The sequence below is a fragment of the Oceanobacillus sp. M60 genome (genome assembly GCF_053839645.1).
Genome location: NZ_JBSSNH010000004.1, coordinates 73,793 through 95,357 on the forward strand (window position 1 = coordinate 73,793; position 21,565 = coordinate 95,357).

Below are 21,565 nucleotides of genomic sequence, written 5' to 3' on the forward strand. Positions count from 1 at the left end.
GGTAATTCTCTCTTTCATTAACGGATTCCCGGCGACAGCTGAAGTGTTTTCGTTCTGCTGGATAACGTTGCTTTTGCCCCCAAAGGAATAGAGAAATGCGGAAAACAGTGGCCAATTCGGAAACCGGCAACAACCGGCTTGGTATAATTTCTAAAATAATGTTTCCAGACTTCCTCCATCCTCAGACTGGGCTGGACTTTCGGTTCAGCTTCCGCAAAGTCGCCAATAATGATACCGGCAGCATCCTTTAGTTTCCCAGCCAGACGAAGCTGGTTCATCATCCCGTCAACTCGATACGGCTCCTCTCCAATATCCTCGATGAACAGCAGCTTATCCTTTGTTACAATTTCATAGGGCGTTCCGATTGTCTGCACCAGGAGAGAAAGATTTCCACCGACAATGCTGCCCGTGGCTTCTCCTTCTCGATAGACAGTCAGCGGAGAAATGCTTTCCGAATAAATGAGATTGGTCGGCCCGAACAACTGTCTAAACAGCTGACTGGAAAGCGTATCGAAGTCTTTTTTCACTATATCCGATGCCGGCATCGGGCCATGGAACGTAATCAGGCCTGTTGCTTGCCGGATAGCTGTATGTAAAAATGTAATATCGCTGTATCCCCAGATAATTTTGGGATTTTTTTTGATTAATTCCATATCTAATTTATCAATGAAACGCCCCGTACCGTATCCGCCTCTGGCAAAAATGATCGCTTTGATGTTCCGGTCGGCAACCATCTGATGAAAATCTGCTAACCGATGGGTATCCTTTCCTGCTAAATAGCCATATTGATCATAGACATGCTGTCCAAGCTTTATCCTTAAACCCATATTTTCAAAAAAGGAGAAGGATTGCTCCAGTTTTTCTTTTTTTACAGGACCGGCCGGCGCAATCATTCCGATGGTGTCCCCAGTTTTCAAACGATAAGAAAGCATCTATATATCCTCCTTTTTTGGCAGTTAAGAAAGTATAAACTTTCTTAACTGCATAAGTGTAACTAAGGTTGTCACCTAAGGGCTTAGTGACAACCAAGTTTTCTAAAAACAGAGACAGGCTCATATATGAATGAGCCTATCCTGTTTACCGCAGTTCCCCTGTACCTTACTCCGTCTTATCTGCGTATTTCAAATCAAAGTATCCTACCGGGTGGCGAAGGATTCCCTCCACGCCATCTGCTTCCAGAACAACCACGTTATAGTAGCGGATTGGCATGGCAATCATTTCTTCAGCCAGCATTCTTTCTGCTTCGTATAGATATTCATAGCGCTGCTCTTCATCTGTTTCGCTTTTACCTTTTTGAATCAGCTCGTCATATTCTTCACTTTCAAACCCGGTACGGTTCATATAAGAATCTGAGACAAAGCTTTCTAAGAAGTTGACTGGATCAGCATAATCATTGATAAATGAGCTTCTTGAGAATTGCAGTTCCAGATTTTGCTGCGCTTCTGCAAACACATTCCATTCCTGGTTCTCCAGTGTGACCTCCACGCCTAAGTTTTCACTCAACATATTTTGCATGGCTTCTGCAATCGCTTGAATAGTGTCGCTGGTATTAAAGGATAGTACAATCGGCGGCAGCTCATCATAGCCTTCTTCCTTCATTCCTTCTGCGAGCAGCTCTTGGGCACGTTCCGGATCAAATGCTACTAAATCGCCGTTTTCTTCACGGAAATCGTTTCCGTCCGGTGCGGTAAAGCCAGGTGATACAAAACCGTATGCAGGCTCTACCCCTTGTTTAACGACGTATTCCGCAATATCATCGCGGTTAATAGCGTATGAAAACGCCTGTCTGATTTTCTTATTTTGGAACGGTTCTTCTGTCAGGTTAAAACGAAAGAATTCCAGTCCGCCATATTCCCCGATAAATACATTATCTCCATCTATCAATTCATCAGATAGCTCTGGAGGCACGCTCGCTGTATCCAGCTCGCCTGTCTGGAACATTTGGTATTGTGTATTTGAATCGTTAACCATGGAAAAATGAACATAATCCAGGTTAACAGCATCTGCATCCCAATATTCTGGATTCTTTGCAAAAATCATTTCGCTATCATGATCCCATGAATCTAACATGTATGGACCATTTGCTACAAACGTATCTGCTTCAGCATGCCAGTCTGGCGTTTCTTCAGCAACCTGATGGTTGATTGGGAAAAATGCCGGGTTGGTAAGCAAATCCAGGAAGAATCCAGTCGGCTGAATTAAAACAACTTCCAATGTCTTATCATCAATGGCTGTGACATTGACATCATCGGCCGAACCTTCCCCGCTGTTGTATTCTTCTCCGCCTTCAATGTAGTAAGCTAAAAATGCGGCAGCAGAAGCTGTATCAGGGTCCAGCATATGCTTCCAGGCAAAGACAAAATCTTCTGCAACCACAGGGTCTCCATTAGACCAATTGGCATCCTCCCGCAAATGGAATGTATACGTCAATCCATCCTCAGAAATATCCCAGCTCTCTGCCACCCCTTCTGCTGCTTCTGAATTCTCATCCAGACGTGTCAACCCTTCCATCAGATTATTCAAAGGATCCCAAGATACCTGATCAAAGCCAATGGATGGATCGAGGGAGGTCGGCTCTTGACCGTTGTTGATATATAATGTCTTTCCATCCAGATCCGGCGTTTCTTCTGCAGCAGCATCCTCTCCGCCCTCCTCGCCATCCGCTTCTTCTGCTGTATCCGTGTCCGCATCATCCGGCTCCTCTCCTGCATCCTCGCCCGCTGTACATGCAGCGAGAACAAATGCTGTAAAAAGTACCAGGAGTACCCATAAAAGCTTCTTTCTACTCATTGTTTTGCCCCCTTTTTAAGTTTGTAAGACATTTGCAGCTAACAGCCGCTTGGCCCGCTCATCTTGCAGCCAGCAATCCACATAATGTGTATCGCTGATTTTTTCTGGAGCGGGGTAAACTTTATCACACACCTCCATCGCAAATGGACATCGCGCTGTAAAAGGACATCCCTTTGGAGGTGAGAATAAATCAGGTGGTGTACCAGCAATCGGCTTTAATTCTTCCTTGGCATCTAATCTGGGAACAGAATGGAGCAGCCCTTGTGTGTATGGATGCTTCGATTCGTAGAATATTTCCCGTTTGCTGCCGGATTCAATAATTTTCCCAGCATACATCACAACAATGCGGTCTGCTATCTTTGCGACCACGCCCAGGTCATGCGTAATCAAAATAATCGATACCCCAGTCCGCTCCTGGATGGTTGCAAACAATTCCAAAATCTGTGCTTGAATGGTCACATCCAGTGCAGTCGTCGGCTCATCCGCTATCAGCAAATCCGGATCACAGATTAGAGCAATTGCAATCACAATCCGCTGACGCATTCCACCGCTAAACTGATGCGGATATTGTTTTAAACGTTCCTCCGGGTTAGGAATTCCGACCAGGTTCATCATTTCAACCGCTTTTGCCTTCGCTTGTGCCCCCGATATTTTCTTATGTTCCTTTAACCCCTCCATCAGCTGTGTGCCAATGGTCAAGGTTGGATTAAGTGCTGTCATTGGATCTTGAAAAATCATTGAAATATCTACTCCGCGGATGGACCGCATTTTCTTCTCCGAATATGCTGCCAGATCCTGCCCTTTAAAAATAACGGAGCCTTTCGTGATTTTCCCCGGCGGATCCGGAATCAGCCGCATAATGGCATTGGAGGTAACACTTTTTCCGCAGCCGGATTCCCCGACGATTGCTAAGGTTTCTCCTTTATCCAAGTGAAAACTGACGCCCCGGACAGCTTGGACTGTCCCTCCATACGTAGTAAAGGTCACATGCAAGTCGTTTACCTCGAGTATTCTTTCCAAGTTGCCCACCTACTTTCTTAATTTCGGATCAAGTGCATCCTGCAGACCGTCCCCCAAGACATTGAAGGCAAACATCGTAAAAGAGATAAAAAATGCCGGGAAGAACAAAGTCCACCAGTTTCCGGATAAAATCGCTCCTAATGAATCGTTTGCCATCACTCCCCAGCTGGCAAACGGGGCTTGAATCCCAAGACCGATAAAGCTTAAGAATGCTTCGGCAAATATTGCAGACGGCACGGTTAAGGTCATTTGAACAATAATGGGTCCCATCGTATTCGGAAGGAGGTTCTTCCGGATGATCCGCGATGTTTTCGTACCAAATGATTTCGAAGCGAGGACAAATTCATAGTTTTTAATTTGCAGCACCTGTCCCCGCACAATTCGGGCCATCCCTACCCAGCCGGTAATGGTCAAGGCCAGAATAATCGTTCCAAGACTCGGCCCGAGTACAACTAAAAGTAAAATAACAACTAATAGATAAGGCAAGCCATATAACACTTCAATCATACGCATCATCACATTATCCGTACGGCCGCCCTTGTAACCGGAGATTCCTCCCCAGATAATCCCGATGGTGACGTCAATCAAGGCAGCTACCAGACCGACAAATAAGGAAATACGGGCGCCGTACCACGTCCGTGTAAACACATCTCTCCCTGCATTATCCGTGCCAAACCAATGCTCCATCGAAGGCGGCTGATACTGATTCGGAAGGTCTTGTCTGTTTACTTCATAAGGAGAAATAACCGGACCGAAAATAGCCATAATCGTCAGTAAGACGAGAAAGATCAGCCCAAGCATGGCCATCTTATTTTTCACCAGACGCCGCCAGGCATCCTGCCAATACGATAAGGATGGACGGGACACTTCCTCCATTTTTTCTTTATCCTTTTCTTTCCACGAAAACCATTCATCAGGGATAGCGGCCGGTGTCTCAAAATGCTCCATTTCTTTCTCTGGTTTCATCTTGATCTGCCCCCTTTCTGATGCATCTTGATTCGTGGATCAAGTATTCCATAGACAATGTCCACCAGGAAAAGCATAATAATCAAGAAAGCGCTGTAAAAAACAGTGGTCCCCATAATTACCGGGTAATCACGCTGGTTAATGCTTTCCACAAAATATCTTCCCATTCCCGGTATCGCAAAAATCTGTTCAATCACAAAGGTTCCTGTCAAGATCCCTGCAAAGAGGGTTCCCATAATCGTCACAACTGGCATTAACGCGTTCCGGAGCGCATGCTTGAAAATGACCTTCCAAGGCGACAGTCCTTTTGCCTTTGCCATTTTAATATAATCCTGTGTCAGCACCTCCAGCATTGTAGAGCGTGTCAAACGGGCAATAATTGCCATTGGGCCTGTCGCAAGCGCAAGGATAGGAAGCACCATGTGAGCGGGGCTTCTCCAGGTGGCTGCCGGAAATATTTCCAAATTTACCGCCAGCTGCTGAATAAGAATCGTAGCTAAAATAAAGTTTGGTATCGAGATGCCTAAAACAGCAATCCCCATAGTTAGATAATCAAGAAAGCCGTTATGCCGCAGCGCTGCAATTATTCCAATCAATACGCCGGAAACGACTGCCAGGGCAATCGTGATGATTCCCAGTTCAAAGGAAATGGGAAAACCCCGTGATAAAAGGTCATTTACTGTCTGATTAGGCTGCTTGATAGAAGGTCCGAATTCAAAGGTGACAATGGATTTAATGTAAAGCAAATATTGTATGTAGTAAGGCTGATCTAAATTATAATGCGCCTCCAGGTTAGCCTGTACCGTTGCATTTGATGACTGATCTGTGTTAAAAGGAGATCCTGGTATATTTACCATTAATACAAAAGTAAGGGTAATGATCACCCATAGTGTAACAATCATAATAAGTAAGCGCTTAAAAATGTATTTCAGCATACCTTTCACCTCACTATCATATCTTTTTATAAAAAAACATTCCGTATATAAAGAAAAGAAAAACGAACCTGTTAATTAAAAAGAATAAATCAGCTTGTTACTAATGATAAATATGTTTGTTTCTTGTATTCATTACACTTTAAGAGGTGGTTTAGAAGCTTTAGGAAAATGTTGTCTGCATGGCCAGTTCCGTCATAACCAGCATCGCTTGATAGGCTTCCTTCATATCTTTTGCCTGGAAGCGCACTTTGGTTGTGCCGGGAATCCATAGCGTGCCGGGCATTAAATTGGCCCATTCTGCCTGTCCGCTGTTATTAAATTCGATCGTCAGCTCTGGATTTTCTGGAGGAATCAATGGGGATACAAGCTTGCGGTTATCCAGAGCGAGCTTTACTTTTTCTTTAAGCAACAGACCTGCTTTTTTAGGTGTTAAACTTTTTACGGAGGATCTCGAGATTGTTTCCTTTACAACAGCAGTGGTGACATGCGGGATTAATTTCTCTGCTTCTGCCGCTGCCTGGTCATCTCCTGCTACAAATAAAACAGGTACACCAAAGTATCCGGCAAGATATGCATTCATTCCCATCTCCCCGATACAATGATCATTCAGATAAAAGTTACGGATAGCGTGTATCATTGAGTGTGACATCACCCCGCGCTGCCCTGCTCTTGCATGATAACCTACAAAGAAAACACCGCTATAGCTGTCATTTAATCCTTGCATCATTGAAAAGGGCTTGACCTCTCCCGTTATTAATAAGGCATCCGGATGAATCTCATCAATAAGTAAATTGTTCATCTTGGAATGGCTGTCGTTCACTAATACTTCTTCTGCTCCTTCATCAAAGGCAGCTTGAATCACGTAATTTGCTTCATCCGTCATTATTTTGCGGGCTCTTTCATAATTATGTTTCCGCCAATCCACAAAGCTGGCGTCGGGAAGTCCTGTTATTCCTTCCATATCCACAGAGATATACATTTTCATTTTCATCACCCAATCGAAATATTAGTAATTTTCTCAAATATAGCATGTTTCATGAAAAGTGAGAAGAGAAATATTGTAAAAAAATGAATTATCACTCATTTCATTTTCTAACATTTTATTTCGAAAAACGAATAGACTGCTGATTTAACGTAACTTGTTACTAACCATATCTATTTAATAAGATTTGAAAAAATAATTCTTTGTACCTATATGCTTTAAAATGAAGGTTTTACCTTCTAGCTACCGCTACAGAAAAACACTACGCCTTCCGTGGGCTTGAGCTCAGCCTCCTCAAAAAAAAAGAAGTTCGCTTTTTTTCTGCGGGGTCTTCCCTCCGCGCTTTCCCACAACGGACAGGACGTCCTAGTGTCGGTCGTTGGTCACAGGACGTGACCGTTCTTAGTCGACCAGGAATCTCCGTGTTTTTCTTCCGCTAGATAGTTTTTTACTACTTTTCTGTAGCAAATGTACTGTAACAAATATAATATTCATTAAAATTAATTAACCTGATAACATTGCTGCGATTAGTCGTCCTATCAAAAACTGTCGCTTGTTATAGGGGTTAATTACAGAAAAATAAAAAAGACGCATCTCCATGAGATACATCTTTTTTGAAAGGATTGCGATAGTATTATTCCGTTACAAATTCACTTAATTCGACATTTTCTTCTACGCCTAATGGCTGTAATACGACACCATTTTCATCAACGCGTCTAATGTCTGCGCCAAGATTCGCTAATTTTCCTACGATATCAACATATCCGCGATCTAAGTGCTTCAGCTCTGTAACCCGTGTATAACCGTCACTTACAAGTCCTGCTAAAATCAGTGCTGCTGCTGCGCGTAAATCTGTCGCTGCCACTTCTGCACCCTGTAATTTAGAAAGACCTTCGATAATCACACTGCGGCCTTCAATTTTAATATTCGCATTCATACGGCGAAATTCTTCTACATGCATAAAACGGTTCTCAAATACGGTTTCAGTGATAACACTGGTTCCCTTCGCACATAACATCAATGCCATCATTTGTGATTGCATATCTGTCGGGAAACCTGGATGCGGCAATGTTTTTATATCTGTAGATTGCGTCGCATCAGAACCAATAACCCGTAATCCGCCGTCTTCATCAATCACTTGCACGTTCATCTCTTCCAATTTCGAAACCACTGAACTTAAATGTTCACGCACAGCATTTTCAATTAATATATTTCCTTTTGTAATTGCTGCTGCAACCATAAATGTTCCTGCTTCAATACGATCTGGAATCATGATATGCTCTGTTCCGTAAAGCTTTTCCACACCGTGGATACGGATGGTTTCAGTACCAGCTCCAACGATTCTTGCGCCCATTTTATTTAAGTAGTTAGCTAAGTCAACGATTTCAGGTTCTTTCGCTGCGTTTTCAATCACTGTTTTTCCATCTGCTAATGCAGCGGCCATCATGATATTTTCTGTAGCACCAACACTTGGCATATCTAAATAAATTTTCGCGCCATGCAGGCGGCCATTTGATTTAGCTTCTACAAAACCATTACCAACGTGAATCTCTGCTCCCATAGCTTCAAAACCTTTTAAATGTAAGTCAATTGGACGTGATCCAATTGCACATCCTCCAGGCATAGCTACCTTTGCGTGTCCATAGCGGGCTAATAATGGTCCCAGCACAAGCACGGATGCACGCATTTTTCTTACATATTCAAACGGGGCTTCTGTCTCCAGCTTAGCAGAAGCATCAATCATTACTGTTTTTTCTGTTGAATCAAATTCCACATTGGCATTTAAGTTGCGAAGCACTTCATTAATTGTGTATACGTCTGCTAATACTGGTACTTCTTTAATAATACTTTTTCCTTCACTAGCTATTAAGCTAGCAGCAAGTACAGGCAGGACTGCGTTTTTAGCACCTTCAACACGCACAGTGCCTTCTAACTTTCGTCCGCCACCAACGATGATTTTTTCCATGTCATAAATCCCCTTCAGAATCTAATTTCCCTATTATTAATATTCATTGATTAGGATAGGTGTTCCTATCATAAAACTCTTTTCCCCTTGACGATCTGCAACAGTGGTAATTTGCACATTTTTTGGGTCATTTTCCATGAAATAAAACTGCTCCCATGTTTTTGTATACCCGTATGTACTTTTTTCAATCCTAGAATTTTCTATATTGTCATTTTTAGTCGAAATATGCTCTATATTAAAATATGTCGCTGCTTCATTTAAAATTACATCGTGATTCATTATATCACTATCTTGTATAGATAGACAAGTATATAGTTGTGTCTCTTTTGTTAAATAATTCTTTTGTACAGCTCTTTTCTCTTTTTGATACTTTTGGCTTATTTGGTTATTCCAATCAGTCCCATGCATAACAACAATTACCTCTGCCGGCTCTTCCTTATCCACAGGAAGAATCACATTATATATTACGTAAAAGGGGTCCTCTTTGTGACGACTCTCAAAAGTATACTTTATCCGGTTTTCATCCTTATCCTCCTGTAGCGTATACGTTGCTTCCAGCTGCTGAATAAGATGTTGTGCCTCTTCTGCTGCCATCTGTTCCTTCATCGTTACCTCCCAAAAGTCGATATTCCAATTGTTCGACATCGCAAATGCACCTAAGTCCTGCATTTCATCCTCCTGATAAGGCTGGCTGAAGGCCTGGTTAACAAAAAAGCAAATAAGCAGCAAAAAACAAATAGCCTGTTTGTTTCGCTGACCTCGATTTTTGAATGCCTGAAGGGGGCTTGCTTGGGTAAAAGGGAAATTAGAATGAAAAAGAATTTTATGAAACATAAAAAAACCTCCTATCAAATCTATTAATCTCAGTTTTGACAGAAGTTTTTATATCAATACATGTATGGAAGAAAAAAGATATATTAAATCACCAGACCATTGCAATATATCAAGAAAGAACCTGCTTACACCTGTTCCAATCATAATCGTAATAAACAGAAGAAACACTCTTGCTTCTGCTGATCTTCCTTTTTTAAATATCGTTTCAATCCGGATGGCAGTAACTACTTTCCAAGTCAGATAAATAAACATGATATGGGAGAAGATACTGAGCAAAGCTAATTGTCCTGCTGAAAACATAACAAACTCCTTTCTTTATATGCTGAAATATTATTTTTTAAATGATTGTCGGATTTATACCTGCCGCTATTATGGTTATGGCGGTGGTCAGTAATCGCACCCCACTAAAAACGTTCGCTGATTACTCTTTTCAATCACCATCTCGGCATTATTATAAGAAAACAAAATTCTAACTTCTTACTTTCATTTATATATACCATTCCACTTTTATTTTTTGTCTTATATTGTGGAATAATATTTTCAATGCATCATTTCCCGGGAAATTATAACATATTTCGTTTTACTTCCTTGGTAAGAAGTACTTTTGATATCGATAACAGCCAATATGAATTATTTATTATTCAACTGTTTGCTCCCTTCTTAAAACAAAATTTTATTCAGAGGAGTCCTGCAGTCAGTTACACTGCGATAAAATAAACTCCCTATCCATCATTTGGGCAGGGAGTTTATTTATTTAAAACTTATATTATGAATTTGCGATTTCCAGACGATTAATTGCCCGTTTTAATGCAAGTTCAGCACGATATCTATCTACTGTATCGCTTTTATCCTGAAGACGTTTCTCTGCACGTTCTTTTGCTTGCTTTGCACGCAAAACGTCGATATGATCAGCAGTTTCCGCAGACTGTGCCAGGATAGTTACTTTATCAGGCTGTACTTCCATAAAGCCTCCGCTGATTGTAACCTGCTTCGTATCGCCTGATTTCTTCAAGCGGACAATACTAATCTGCAGTGGCGAGACAAGCGGAATATGCTTTGGCAGGATTCCAATTTCACCAGTTTCCGCTTTACAGACAACCATATCAAAGCTATCTTCCAGAATCGGACCTTCAGGAGTGACGACACTTACTTCTAATGTACTCAATGTTTACCCCTCCTACAGCTGGCCTCGAAGCCATAAGGATGATACATTGGTCTTTCATTTATGAATCATCCTCTGCTGTCTATTATTCCGAAGCTTTTGCTTTTTCAACTACTTCTTCGATACGTCCAACAAGACGGAAGGCATCCTCTGGAAGGTCATCGTACTTTCCTTCAAGAATTTCTTTGAAGCCTTGAACCGTTTCTTTTACCGGAACATACGAGCCAGGCTGCCCAGTGAACTGCTCAGCAACGTGGAAGTTTTGCGATAAGAAGAATTGAATACGGCGTGCGCGGGAAACTACCAGCTTGTCCTCATCACTTAACTCGTCCATACCAAGAATTGCAATAATATCCTGCAATTCACGGTATTTTTGAAGTGTTTGCTGTACTTCTACCGCAACACGATAATGCTCCTCGCCAACCACTTCCGGGTCAAGTGCACGAGAAGTTGATGCTAATGGATCCACGGCAGGATAGATACCTTGCTCAGAAAGCTTACGATCTAAGTTTGTCGTTGCGTCCAAGTGAGCGAAAGTAGTTGCCGGCGCTGGATCAGTATAGTCATCGGCCGGTACATAAATTGCTTGAATTGATGTTACAGAACCTTTATCCGTTGAAGTGATACGCTCCTGTAATCGTCCCATTTCTGTAGCAAGTGTCGGCTGGTAACCTACGGCTGAAGGCATACGTCCAAGAAGTGCGGATACCTCCATACCTGCTTGGGTAAAACGGAAGATATTATCAATAAACAATAATACGTCCTGACCTTGTTCATCACGGAAATATTCAGCCATCGTAAGACCTGTCAATGCCACACGCATACGGGCACCAGGCGGCTCGTTCATCTGACCAAATACCATCGCTGTTTTTGCAATAACTCCAGAGTCGCTCATTTCATAGTAAAGGTCATTTCCTTCACGGGTACGTTCTCCAACACCCGCAAATACAGAAATACCGCCATGCTCTTGAGCAATGTTATTGATTAATTCTTGAATTAATACGGTTTTACCTACACCGGCTCCGCCAAACAGACCGATCTTACCACCCTTGATATATGGGGCAAGCAAGTCTACAACTTTGATACCTGTTTCCAGGATCTCTGTTTCTGTAGAAAGATTCTCAAAATCCGGTGCTTCCCGGTGAATTGGATCTAAGCGGGTGCCTGCTGGAAGCGGCTCATCTAAATCAATTTTTTCACCTAAAATATTAAATACTCGTCCTAATGTAACATCTCCAACAGGGACAGAAATCGGTCGACCTAAATCTTCTACTTCTGCTCCGCGCTGGAAACCATCTGTTGAGGACATTGCAATTGTACGAACACTATGATCACCAAGGTGAAGGGCTACTTCAAGCGTTAAATCTTCACCTGACTGTTTACTGCGTACTACTAATGCATTGTTTATAGCTGGGAGCTGACCATCTTCAAAACGTACGTCAACGACCGGTCCCATCAGCTGTGTTACGCGTCCTTTCGTCATCTGTTCCCCTCCTAACTTAACTTACCTGCGTGCCTATTCAAGCGCTGCTACACCGCCGACGATTTCGGTAATCTCTTGGGTAATCGCTGCTTGACGTGCACGGTTATATGAAAGTTCTAAATCACCAATCAATTCATTTGCATTATCTGTTGCACTGCGCATTGCTGTCATACTTGCAGCATGCTCACTTGCTTTTCCGTCAAGTAATGCGCCAAAAATCAAGCTCTCTGCATATTGAGGTAAAAGTACTTCCAGAATCTCCTCCTGATTCGGATCAAATTCATAATCAGAGGCAGAAGCGCTTTGTTCTTCTATATTTTCAATCGGCAGAAGCTGTTTATTTGTGACTACTTGAGAAATCGCACTTACATAATGATTATAAATAATATGAAGTTCATCAATTTCCTCATCAGCATACATTTGCACAGCTTCAGAAGCAAGGTCTTTCACATCTGCAAATGAAGGATGGTCTGACATTCCTAATATACTCTGGGCAACTGGAAGTCCGCGTTTACGGCAAAAGTCATATCCTTTTCTCCCAATCACAATAAGGGTATATTCATCTTTTGAGGAATGATTCTGTTCAATTTTATTTATAAGGTTTTTTAAAATATGACTATTATACGCTCCAACTAAACCACGGTCAGAAGTGATGATCAGATAGCCTGTTTTCTTCACTTCCCGCTTCGTAAGCATCGGATGCTGTAAGTCTGTATTGGAATTTGCAATACTGCTAACTACTTCCTGCAGCTTCTCTGCGTATGGAACAAATCCGCGGGCATTTTGTTCTGCCTTAGACATTTTAGATGCCGATACAAGCTCCATTGCCCCTGTGATTTGTTTTGTTTTCTTCGTTGAGTCAATTCTTCCTTTTAAATCTCTCAGTGATGCCAAGCTTTTCACCACACTTTCCTATAAGGAATGCGGACCGAAGTTATTCGCTATTCAGTCCTTTTACTTTTATCGCAGACATCTTATTGATTAGATGGCAAGAATGTATTTTTGAAGCTTTCAATTGCTCCGCTGAATTCTTTATCATCTGGAAGAGCACCAGTTTCGCGAATTGTTGTGAAAATATCATTTTGGTTATGCTCGATCCAAATATTCATTTCTTCTTCAAAACGCTGAATATCTTCCACAGGAATATCATCTAAGAAACCTCTTGTTAAGGCATAGATAATCGCAACCTGTTTTTCAACGCCCATTGGTTTATGAAGACCCTGCTTCAATACTTCCACTGTACGTTGACCGCGGTTAAGTTTCGCTTGTGTTGCTTTGTCAAGATCAGAACCGAATTGCGAGAATGCTTCCAGCTCACGGAATGATGCCAGGTCAAGACGAAGCGTACCAGCAACTTTTTTCATCGCTTTGATTTGTGCGGATCCACCTACACGGGATACAGATAAACCAGGGTTAATCGCCGGACGTACCCCTGAGAAGAATAAGTCGGATTGTAAGAAAATCTGACCATCTGTAATCGAGATAACGTTGGTAGGGATATACGCAGAGATATCTCCTGCTTGTGTTTCAACAAAAGGTAGTGCTGTTAACGAACCGCCGCCTTTTGCGTCACTTAGTTTAGCTGCACGTTCTAATAAGCGTGAATGCAGATAGAATACATCCCCCGGGAATGCTTCACGGCCTGGCGGACGACGAAGTAACAGAGAAAGTTCACGGTAAGCAACTGCCTGTTTTGATAAATCATCATAAACAACAAGCACGTGTTTGCCGTTATACATGAACTCTTCCCCCATCGCTACACCAGCATATGGTGATAAGTATAATAATGGAGCCGGGTCAGATGCACCTGCAGATACAACGATTGTGTAATCTAATGCACCATGTTTACGGAATGTTTCTACTGTCGAACGGACAGTGGATTCTTTTTGACCGATGGCAACATAGATACAAATCATATCCTGATCTGCCTGGTTCAAAATTGTATCTACTGCTACCGTTGTTTTACCAGTCTGACGGTCACCGATGATCAACTCACGCTGTCCGCGTCCGATTGGTACAAGCGCGTCAATCGCTTTTATACCTGTTTGTAATGGCTCATCAACGGATTTACGATCCATTACACCTGGTGCCTGTGCTTCGATTGGACGCATTTTTGACGTTTCGATTGCGCCTTGTCCATCGATTGGCTGACCTAACGGGTTCACCACGCGGCCTAAAAGTTCCTCTCCAGCCGGTACTTGCATGATACGGCCTGTACGACGAACTTCGTCACCTTCTTTGATTTCCTCGTAAGGTCCAAGAATAACGATACCTACATTGCTTTCCTCTAAGTTCTGAGCCAGGCCCATTACTCCATTAGAGAATTCAAGCAGCTCTCCAGCCATTGCATTATCAAGTCCGTGTGCACGTGCAATCCCGTCCCCGATTTCAATAACTGTTCCTACATCAGTAACTTCTATGTCTGAATCAAAATTTTCAATTTGCTTTTTTATCAGCGTACTGATTTCTTCAGCATTAATGCTCATACCATTTCACCCCTATCATCATTTATTAGCAGATACAATACTACGGGAGATTCGATTTAGCTTCCCTTTTACCGTACCGTCATAAATCGTATTTCCAACTCTGATTTTGATTCCGCCTAAAATCGACGGATCGACGATATTGTTAAGTTGAACTGCACTTTTTCCTAATCGGACAGCAAAAGAGCGTGCTAAATGACTCTTTTCATCATCCGTTAAATTTCTTGTCGAATAAACTGTAGCATCTGCCATTCCTTTTGCATCATTTACTAAAGAAATGAATTCATCGATAATGGTTGGAATGATCGATATTCGATGGCGATCCACCAATAATTGAAGTGTATTCAATACAATCGGGTCCACCCCTTGAAAACCTTCAACTACCAGCTGTTTCTTTTTTGCATTATCAATCTTTGGATGCGTCAGGAATTTAGCTAATTTTTTATCATTCTTAAAAACAGGCTGCACGACTTTAAAGTCTGCTGTAAGCTGTTCTAATTTTTGCTGTTCTACTCCAAGTCTGAAAAGAGCATCTGCGTATCGTTTAGCAACTACTACATTACTCATCGCTCTTCTCCTACCTCTTTAATGTATTCGTTGATTAATTTCTCTTGATCCTGCTCCGTTAATTCTTTCTCAATCACTTTGCTGGCAATTAATACAGATAGAGACGCCACTTTATCCTGCAGCGCTTGGATAGCTCTTTCTTTCTCGTTTTGGATATCTGCCTGGGCAGCTTCTTTCAGACGCTCTGCTTCTTTCTTCGCAGCTGCAATAATCTGTTCTTCTTGCTTGCTGCCTGCTGCTTTTGCATCTTCAATCATTTTTTGAGCTTCCGCTCTCACTTGATTAAGCTGCTCAGCTGCTTCTTTAGAAGCTTTTTCTGCATCAGCTCTGCTTTTTTCAGCTTCTTCGATTTCATTCGCTACGTATTGCTCACGCTTTTCCATCATATTCATCAATGGACCCCAGGCGAACTTTTTCAATAATGCCAGAAGTACAAGGAAGAAAAATAGCTGAACGAGCATGTCTACCCATTGCAAGCCGCCGATTTGGGCTCCAACTATCAATAAATCAGTATATGAATGCACGAATTCCACTCCTTTCGCTAAGACCTTGTTCTAAAATAGAGCGCATACCGCTGCTGCTCAGCCGGGCTGCCTGCTCTATTTCATTTATTACATACGAAACGTCGTATACCTTTTAGAATGAACACTGTTGCATAAAGGAATGGCGAAGATTCTCCCTGAGATAAACTTCGCCATTATATTTCTGAAAAATTAGCCGCCAATTACCATAAATGCGATAACTGCTGCGATGATCGGAATCGCCTCAACAAGTGCTACCCCGATAAACATTGTTCCTTGAAGCGGTCCTCTTAGTTCTGGCTGACGAGCGATTCCCTCTACTGTTTTACTTACGATCATACCGTTACCAAGACCAGCACCTAATGCTGCCAGTCCAATTGCGATTGCTGCTGCTAAAGCTCCCATGAATAATTTCCTCCTTTTTATGTGTAAAAAAATATAATAGTTTTATTTAATGGTCCTCGCTCACTTTATGAGACATGTACACCATTGTTAACATAACAAATACATAAACTTGAATTGTACCGATAAAGAGTTTGAAGCCCATCCACGCAAGTGTCGGGATCGCTGCTCCGAAAAATCCGAATACAGATGATGTTGCCAGTCCAATAAGTAGACCTAATAAGATTTCACCTGCATAAATGTTACCGAATAAACGAAGACCTAATGTTAAAGTATTTGTGAATTCTTCAACAATTTTAAATGGCAACATAAGCGGCACGGGACTTACGAATGTTTTTAAGTATGCCTTGGTGCCCCGGATTTTTATACCATAGTAATGCGTTAATAAAATAACCATTACAGATAGTGTCAATGTCATCACTGGATCTGCAGTTGGAGATTTCCACCATAAGTCATGTCCAACCACGCCCACAGTTGCTACACCCACAAGGTTACTTACTAAGATATAAAAAATAAGCGTTAAACCAAGCGGAAGAAATAGTCTCCCTGTTTTCCAATCCATATTGTCTTTTATAATGCCTTTGACAAACTCTACTGCCCATTCCATAAAGTTCTGTATGCCTGTAGGCTTCATCTGCAGTTTTTTGCTTCCCCACACACAAAAAACAAACACAATGAGTGATACAATAACAGTCATTAAAAGATTGGCAAGGTTTAAATCCGCACCTGGTATCCCAAAGACATCATGTACTATCGGACTTTCGTGATCCAAAATTATCACCCCTTTACTAAAACTATTTGTAAGTAAAAATGGAATACTAGAGTGGTCTATCTTCTCCTCGTTTGTATACGATAATCTGATAGAAAATAAAATCCAGCGCCATAATCACATAAGAAGATACAATTCCAAAGATTACAGCATATAAATGGAAATACGCTTCAAATCGCATCGCGATGACAACAGCTAAAATGGCGGCTGTCATCCTGGAGAATGTACCTAAACCGCTTCTAGCCTTCCTGCCTGCTGCAATTGTTTCGCCAAGTTGATTGGACTTGTATTGCAGTAACCACAAGTTATAAAGACTAACACTACTACCTAAGATTAGACCGAGTAAAATTCGGGTATAGGGTAGGAATCCAGCGCAAAGAACTAAAATTGCTAACCAGTAAAGCATCCACTTCCGCTGACGGATAATCATATTATCAAAATTAGACATCAATGCTATTTCACTCCTAATGCCCGTCAACTTAGATACTTGTGTTAGGAAAATAGATTTGCATCCGTTTTCAATCAAGTTGGGGAACTTCTTGCTGGGTAATACTACTTGTAGTCTTAGATGCGGAGGTGTTACATACTATTTGCATCTATGTATAGAAGGCAGAGAAATGCATTTCGCATATTTTTCAGAAAGCATCGATTTTTAATGGGCTTTTACCGCTCTCTCCTTTTCTCCACACTAAGTAAGTTTACAATACGCCTGTAAGAGTTGTCAACGTGTACCAAGCAATATACTGGGTATTTTTAAAACCGTCATAAAACCCTTCAAATCAAGCGTATTCCTATAGTATAAGGGTTTGTGAAATGTTTTACAAGGTCTCTTCCACACAAATACTTCCAATCGATTTGACATTTTTGTGAACAAGCTTTTTTTTACTAGATAAAAAAGGTAGAAATCAGAGATTTTTTCATCTTATTTTAGCTGAGATAAAATAATACATTTTATTATCATACATGGATGTTCAGAAAGACCAAGAACACCAATAGGTCTTTACAACCTCGGTGTTCTTGCCAAAGAGATGTCCGCTGCGACGGTTTTCGATGGGACGAGTAATTGCAGCAATGTTGTCAGGTTAATGCGACCGCTGCGGAAAAACACTACGCTTTCCATGGGCTTGCGCTCAGCCTCCTCGAAAAAAAGAAGTACACTTTTTTTCTGCGGGGTCTTCCCCCTACGCTTTCCCATAGGAGTCTCCGTGTTTTTCCTCCGCTAGATAGGTTTGAGTACTATCTGTATAATATTTAATAAAATTCATTAACCTGACAACTTTGGTAATTGCAACCCACATCCCGCCGAAAAAAGCCTATCCGTACTTCTTGCGTGCTGTGTTTTACAGAAATCCTTGCCCGCAGCTTATTACTGAGGGACATTTTGAACGTCTTCTATAAAAACCATCGTTTCCACCTGCTCAAACTCACCGTCTTCAAGCTCTGCTGTGATTAATGCCAGGTAATAACCAGGTGCTCCTGCTTCTTCTTTGCTGATAACTCCCTCATGACGCCCTTCCTCCAGTTCTGCTTCTTCCAGCAGTTTCCGTTCAAACAATAATGTCTCTGGGTGATATAAACTGACATCCAGGCTTTTAACAGGTTCTGTTACAAAGAATTGATACTTATAATCCGCATTTTCAAACGGTTCCAAGTAGAATTCAAAGCCTGCCGTTTTAGGCTGATCTGCCTCCTGATTGACAATGATGTACGGCAAAGCATAGCTTCTTTCATCTTCTTTCAGTGTCAGCCAGCCTTCATGCACTCCTTCTTCCAGACGCTCCCGGTTCATTGACAGCTCTATCGTTACTTCCTCTTGTTCTCCCGGTTCGATTGTAAAGGATTGCGGGATGCTCCATACTAGACCATCTTTTCGCTCCGGCGTTTCAAAATAATACGTTTGTTCTTTCTCTGTTTTATTTTCAATCGTAACTGTTTCTGTAAATGCTTCCTGATACTGATTCAGCTTCCCAAACTCCAGCTGCGGGTCAGAAATAATGGCAGGGGTATCTACTGCCGCATCCAGCTGCATCAGTCCCATCCCTTGCGTAGTAGCATTAAGCCGGACTTCCTGTTCTTCAAAAGGCTGTGCTGTTGTTTTAAGTGCGCCAATCAGCTGTGTATTCGTCCAGTCTGGATGCGCCTCCTTTAAAACAGCAAAGGCCCCTGCCACATGCGGAGCGGCCATACTCGTCCCGTCCATTGCCTGATATCCTCCGGGAACCGTACTCCATATGGCAGCTCCCGGTGCAGAAATATCCGGCTTGATTGCCCATTGGACAGTCACCGGCCCACGTGAACTAAAGGGTGCAATCGTCAATAACGATTCTTTTTGAATAGAATCTATAAAATAATTCCCTTGATTTATTTGCGTCTGCAGCCATTCTCCTTCTTCTTGCTGGATAGAAGCAACCGGAATTGTTACAGGCTGACGGTTATTCTCTACCGATGCCTGCAAAGGTCCAGGTTCTGAATTATAAATAATCAAGGCTTCTGCACCCAGACTTTCTGCTTGTAATGCCAATTCAAAAAAGGGAATCTCTTTTCGTTTCGCAACTGCTATTTTTCCTTGTAGAGATTCTCCCTGCTCCAGATTGTCCATATCCGCCAGCTCATAGGAGCGGTCCAGCTCCCATGGTTCAGCTCCGATTGCTTCGATTAAAGGAATTTCCTTTTCCTCAAACGTATCTGCAAGCACAGGCTCTTTTTGGGGTGTTGTGGATGCTCCCACAGATACAGACTTGTCTGCTGTTGCCGGCGATCCGACTGTCCATGCATCCGGTCCGCTGTTTCCATTTGCAATAACAACAATCATGCCAAGCTCGCTGGCACGGTTTACAGCCATACTCGTCGGGTAATCCGGAACATTGACATCATTGCCCAAGGACAGGTTGATAATATCCATCTCATCCTCGATTGCTTTTTCTATAGCAGCCAGCACTTGAACAGAGGAGCCTGAACCGCCTGGCCCAAGAGCACGATAGGAGTAAATCTCTGCGTCTGGAGCTACCCCATTTATCTCCCCATTGCCTGCAATGATTCCTGCTACATGGGTCCCGTGTGCAGTTGGCTGCCCTTCCTCCGGTGTGGTTTCCATTGGATCATCATCGAAATCAACCAGATCATAGCCGCCTTGATAATTCTTTTGTAAATCATTGTGGTTATAGTCAATTCCTGTATCAATCACACCTACTTTAACACCGTCCCCTGTAAAAGGAGTTGTATTCAAATCTTGCGGTTCTGGTGCAGAGGAATCCATTTCTTCCGTTACATCGGCGCTATTTGTCTGTTGAGGCAGGGTTTCGTATGTCTGCACCTGGTGGAATGTCTTCACCTGCTCAATGGAGCCAAGCTCTGCCAGCTGCTCTCCTTTTCCTTCGACAGCAAGTCCGTCAAAAACAATATCGTATACCGCTACAACCTCCACAAATGGATGATAAGCTTCTATTTCTTCTTTTACTTCATGCGGGTCTCCCTCTACTTCTATAATCAGAGTCTGCTTGGGATTGTCAGCATGATACACCGTTATGGTTTGCAGCTGCATCAAAAGCAAGCAGATTACGAGAGAGTACAACACCTTTTTCCACATAACATCTCCACCTTTGTAGAGTAGTTTTCGTGGATAAAGGTCATTTTATACAATTTTTAACGGGGGTAAATTTATCACACGGTTCTTTTATGGTATTCTGTGTTATCCACAGTCTTCTTTCTAACATGAAAAGCAGACTAGATATGATATCCAGTCTGCTTTTCATTCTCTTATTTTGTTCCGAATAGACGATCTCCTGCATCTCCAAGGCCGGGAACAATGTAACCATGGTCATCCAGACGTTCATCTAGTGCTGCTAAGTAAATATCTACATCCGGGTGTACTTCTTGTACTGCCTTCACGCCTTCTGGTGCCGCTACCAGACACATCAAGCGGATATTTTTCGCGCCGCGTTTTTTCAAAGCACCAATGGCATCAATTGCCGAACCGCCTGTTGCCAGCATCGGGTCAATCACAATCAGTTCACGTTCTTTAATATCATTGGGTAATTTAACATAGTATTCTACCGGTTTTAGTGTTTCTGGGTCACGATATAAACCAACATGTCCAACTTTTGCTGCCGGAATCAGTTTGCGTACGCCGTCAACCATGCCTAAGCCTGCACGAAGAATCGGCACCAGTCCAAGTTTTTTACCAGCTAATACTTTTGATTTTGATGTGGTAACTGGTGTTTCCACTTCTACATCAGATGTTGGTAAATCTCTTGTAATTTCAAATGCCATTAACATCGCTACTTCGTCTACAAGCTCGCGAAATTCTTTTGTTCCTGTATTTTTATCGCGAATATACGTTAATTTATGTTGAATTAACGGATGATCAAATACAAATACATTACTCACGTGACCACTCCTTAAATTTATATATCGTTCAAATTGTACTGAAAATCAGGTATGCTTTCAAGTGAATTTTCTTTGCTGAATGAATAATAGTTTATTGCAAAAATTATAATTTTGTTTTTTATTATCTCGCTGATTCCTGAAGAAATCAAGTTGGTTTTACTATAAATCAAATAATAGATATGCTTTGGAATAAAAAAGATTTCCTGGCTGTCGCTCCAGAAATACACTCCGCTAGTTATAATATCTGACTAAAGATTATTCACGTCTATTATAAAAGAAAAGTATATAATTTAATAATT

At 41.9% G+C, this 21,565-nt stretch carries 20 protein-coding genes; all 20 read right to left on the reverse strand.

The genetic code is table 11. From position 1 onward, the window contains the following. Positions 1–17: 17 nt before the first annotated feature. The 20 genes from ACW0TQ_RS11075 to upp all read right to left on the reverse strand — a co-directional run bounded on the left by ACW0TQ_RS11075 (position 18) and on the right by upp (position 21,266). Positions 18–932 carry a S66 peptidase family protein gene (locus tag ACW0TQ_RS11075; protein WP_455725662.1) on the reverse strand — a complete coding sequence of 305 codons (915 nt, stop codon included), beginning with the start codon at positions 930–932 and terminating at the stop codon, positions 18–20. A gap of 166 nt (positions 933–1,098) precedes the next feature. Further along, on the reverse strand, positions 1,099–2,790 hold the full coding sequence (locus ACW0TQ_RS11080) for a peptide ABC transporter substrate-binding protein (RefSeq protein ID WP_256705216.1): 1,692 nt from the start codon (positions 2,788–2,790) through the stop codon (positions 1,099–1,101). A 15-nt stretch (positions 2,791–2,805) separates the two neighbouring features. Then, on the reverse strand, positions 2,806–3,810 hold the full coding sequence (locus ACW0TQ_RS11085) for an ABC transporter ATP-binding protein (RefSeq protein WP_042529525.1): 1,005 nt from the start codon (positions 3,808–3,810) through the stop codon (positions 2,806–2,808). A 9-nt stretch (positions 3,811–3,819) separates the two neighbouring features. After that, positions 3,820–4,776, reverse strand: coding sequence for an ABC transporter permease (locus ACW0TQ_RS11090; RefSeq protein WP_042529522.1), 957 nt, complete (start codon positions 4,774–4,776; stop codon positions 3,820–3,822). Next, positions 4,773–5,711 (reverse strand): ABC transporter permease, encoded by a 939-nt coding sequence (locus ACW0TQ_RS11095; protein ID WP_042529520.1) that lies wholly within the window; start codon positions 5,709–5,711, stop codon positions 4,773–4,775. The genes ACW0TQ_RS11090 and ACW0TQ_RS11095 overlap by 4 nt, the downstream gene beginning before the upstream one ends. A 160-nt stretch (positions 5,712–5,871) precedes the next feature. Beyond that, positions 5,872–6,696 carry a M55 family metallopeptidase gene (locus ACW0TQ_RS11100; protein WP_042529518.1) on the reverse strand — a complete coding sequence of 275 codons (825 nt, stop codon included), beginning with the start codon at positions 6,694–6,696 and terminating at the stop codon, positions 5,872–5,874. A 631-nt stretch (positions 6,697–7,327) separates the two neighbouring features. Continuing rightward, positions 7,328–8,659, reverse strand: coding sequence for a UDP-N-acetylglucosamine 1-carboxyvinyltransferase (gene murA / locus ACW0TQ_RS11105; RefSeq protein WP_042529516.1), 1,332 nt, complete (start codon positions 8,657–8,659; stop codon positions 7,328–7,330). Positions 8,660–8,695: 36 nt separating this feature from the next. Next, a complete protein-coding gene (locus tag ACW0TQ_RS11110) occupies positions 8,696–9,493 on the reverse strand; it encodes a YwmB family TATA-box binding protein (protein ID WP_455725663.1) in 798 nt (265 codons plus the stop codon). Between the two features lie 48 nt (positions 9,494–9,541). After that, the gene (locus ACW0TQ_RS11115; RefSeq protein WP_042529514.1) at positions 9,542–9,793 is read right to left on the reverse strand and encodes a DUF1146 family protein; all 252 of its coding nucleotides are present in this window, start codon (positions 9,791–9,793) and stop codon (positions 9,542–9,544) included. Positions 9,794–10,259: 466 nt separating this feature from the next. Beyond that, on the reverse strand, positions 10,260–10,658 hold the full coding sequence (locus ACW0TQ_RS11120) for a F0F1 ATP synthase subunit epsilon (protein WP_042529512.1): 399 nt from the start codon (positions 10,656–10,658) through the stop codon (positions 10,260–10,262). An 82-nt stretch (positions 10,659–10,740) separates the two neighbouring features. Continuing rightward, entirely contained in the window at positions 10,741–12,138 is a 1,398-nt protein-coding gene (atpD, locus tag ACW0TQ_RS11125; protein ID WP_042529510.1) for a F0F1 ATP synthase subunit beta, read from the reverse strand. A 33-nt stretch (positions 12,139–12,171) separates the two neighbouring features. Next, entirely contained in the window at positions 12,172–13,032 is an 861-nt protein-coding gene (gene atpG / locus ACW0TQ_RS11130) for an ATP synthase F1 subunit gamma (protein ID WP_042535684.1), read from the reverse strand. Positions 13,033–13,112: 80 nt separating this feature from the next. Further along, positions 13,113–14,624 (reverse strand): F0F1 ATP synthase subunit alpha, encoded by a 1,512-nt coding sequence (gene atpA, locus ACW0TQ_RS11135; RefSeq protein ID WP_042529508.1) that lies wholly within the window; start codon positions 14,622–14,624, stop codon positions 13,113–13,115. 18 nt (positions 14,625–14,642) lie between these two features. Continuing rightward, on the reverse strand, positions 14,643–15,188 hold the full coding sequence (locus ACW0TQ_RS11140) for a F0F1 ATP synthase subunit delta (RefSeq protein WP_042529506.1): 546 nt from the start codon (positions 15,186–15,188) through the stop codon (positions 14,643–14,645). After that, complete coding sequence (locus tag ACW0TQ_RS11145; protein ID WP_042529504.1) at positions 15,185–15,712, reverse strand: F0F1 ATP synthase subunit B; 528 nt, start codon at positions 15,710–15,712, stop codon at positions 15,185–15,187. The genes ACW0TQ_RS11140 and ACW0TQ_RS11145 overlap by 4 nt, the downstream gene beginning before the upstream one ends. Positions 15,713–15,901: 189 nt before the next feature. Further along, positions 15,902–16,114 (reverse strand): F0F1 ATP synthase subunit C, encoded by a 213-nt coding sequence (gene atpE / locus ACW0TQ_RS11150; RefSeq protein ID WP_040978261.1) that lies wholly within the window; start codon positions 16,112–16,114, stop codon positions 15,902–15,904. 46 nt (positions 16,115–16,160) lie between these two features. After that, positions 16,161–16,883 (reverse strand): F0F1 ATP synthase subunit A, encoded by a 723-nt coding sequence (atpB, locus tag ACW0TQ_RS11155; protein WP_042529502.1) that lies wholly within the window; start codon positions 16,881–16,883, stop codon positions 16,161–16,163. A 46-nt stretch (positions 16,884–16,929) separates the two neighbouring features. Beyond that, positions 16,930–17,328 carry an ATP synthase subunit I gene (locus tag ACW0TQ_RS11160; RefSeq protein WP_042529500.1) on the reverse strand — a complete coding sequence of 133 codons (399 nt, stop codon included), beginning with the start codon at positions 17,326–17,328 and terminating at the stop codon, positions 16,930–16,932. Between the two features lie 918 nt (positions 17,329–18,246). Next, positions 18,247–20,466 carry a S8 family serine peptidase gene (locus ACW0TQ_RS11165; protein WP_339234677.1) on the reverse strand — a complete coding sequence of 740 codons (2,220 nt, stop codon included), beginning with the start codon at positions 20,464–20,466 and terminating at the stop codon, positions 18,247–18,249. Positions 20,467–20,636: 170 nt separating this feature from the next. Next, positions 20,637–21,266 (reverse strand): uracil phosphoribosyltransferase, encoded by a 630-nt coding sequence (upp, locus tag ACW0TQ_RS11170; protein ID WP_042529494.1) that lies wholly within the window; start codon positions 21,264–21,266, stop codon positions 20,637–20,639. Positions 21,267–21,565 lie beyond the last annotated feature (299 nt).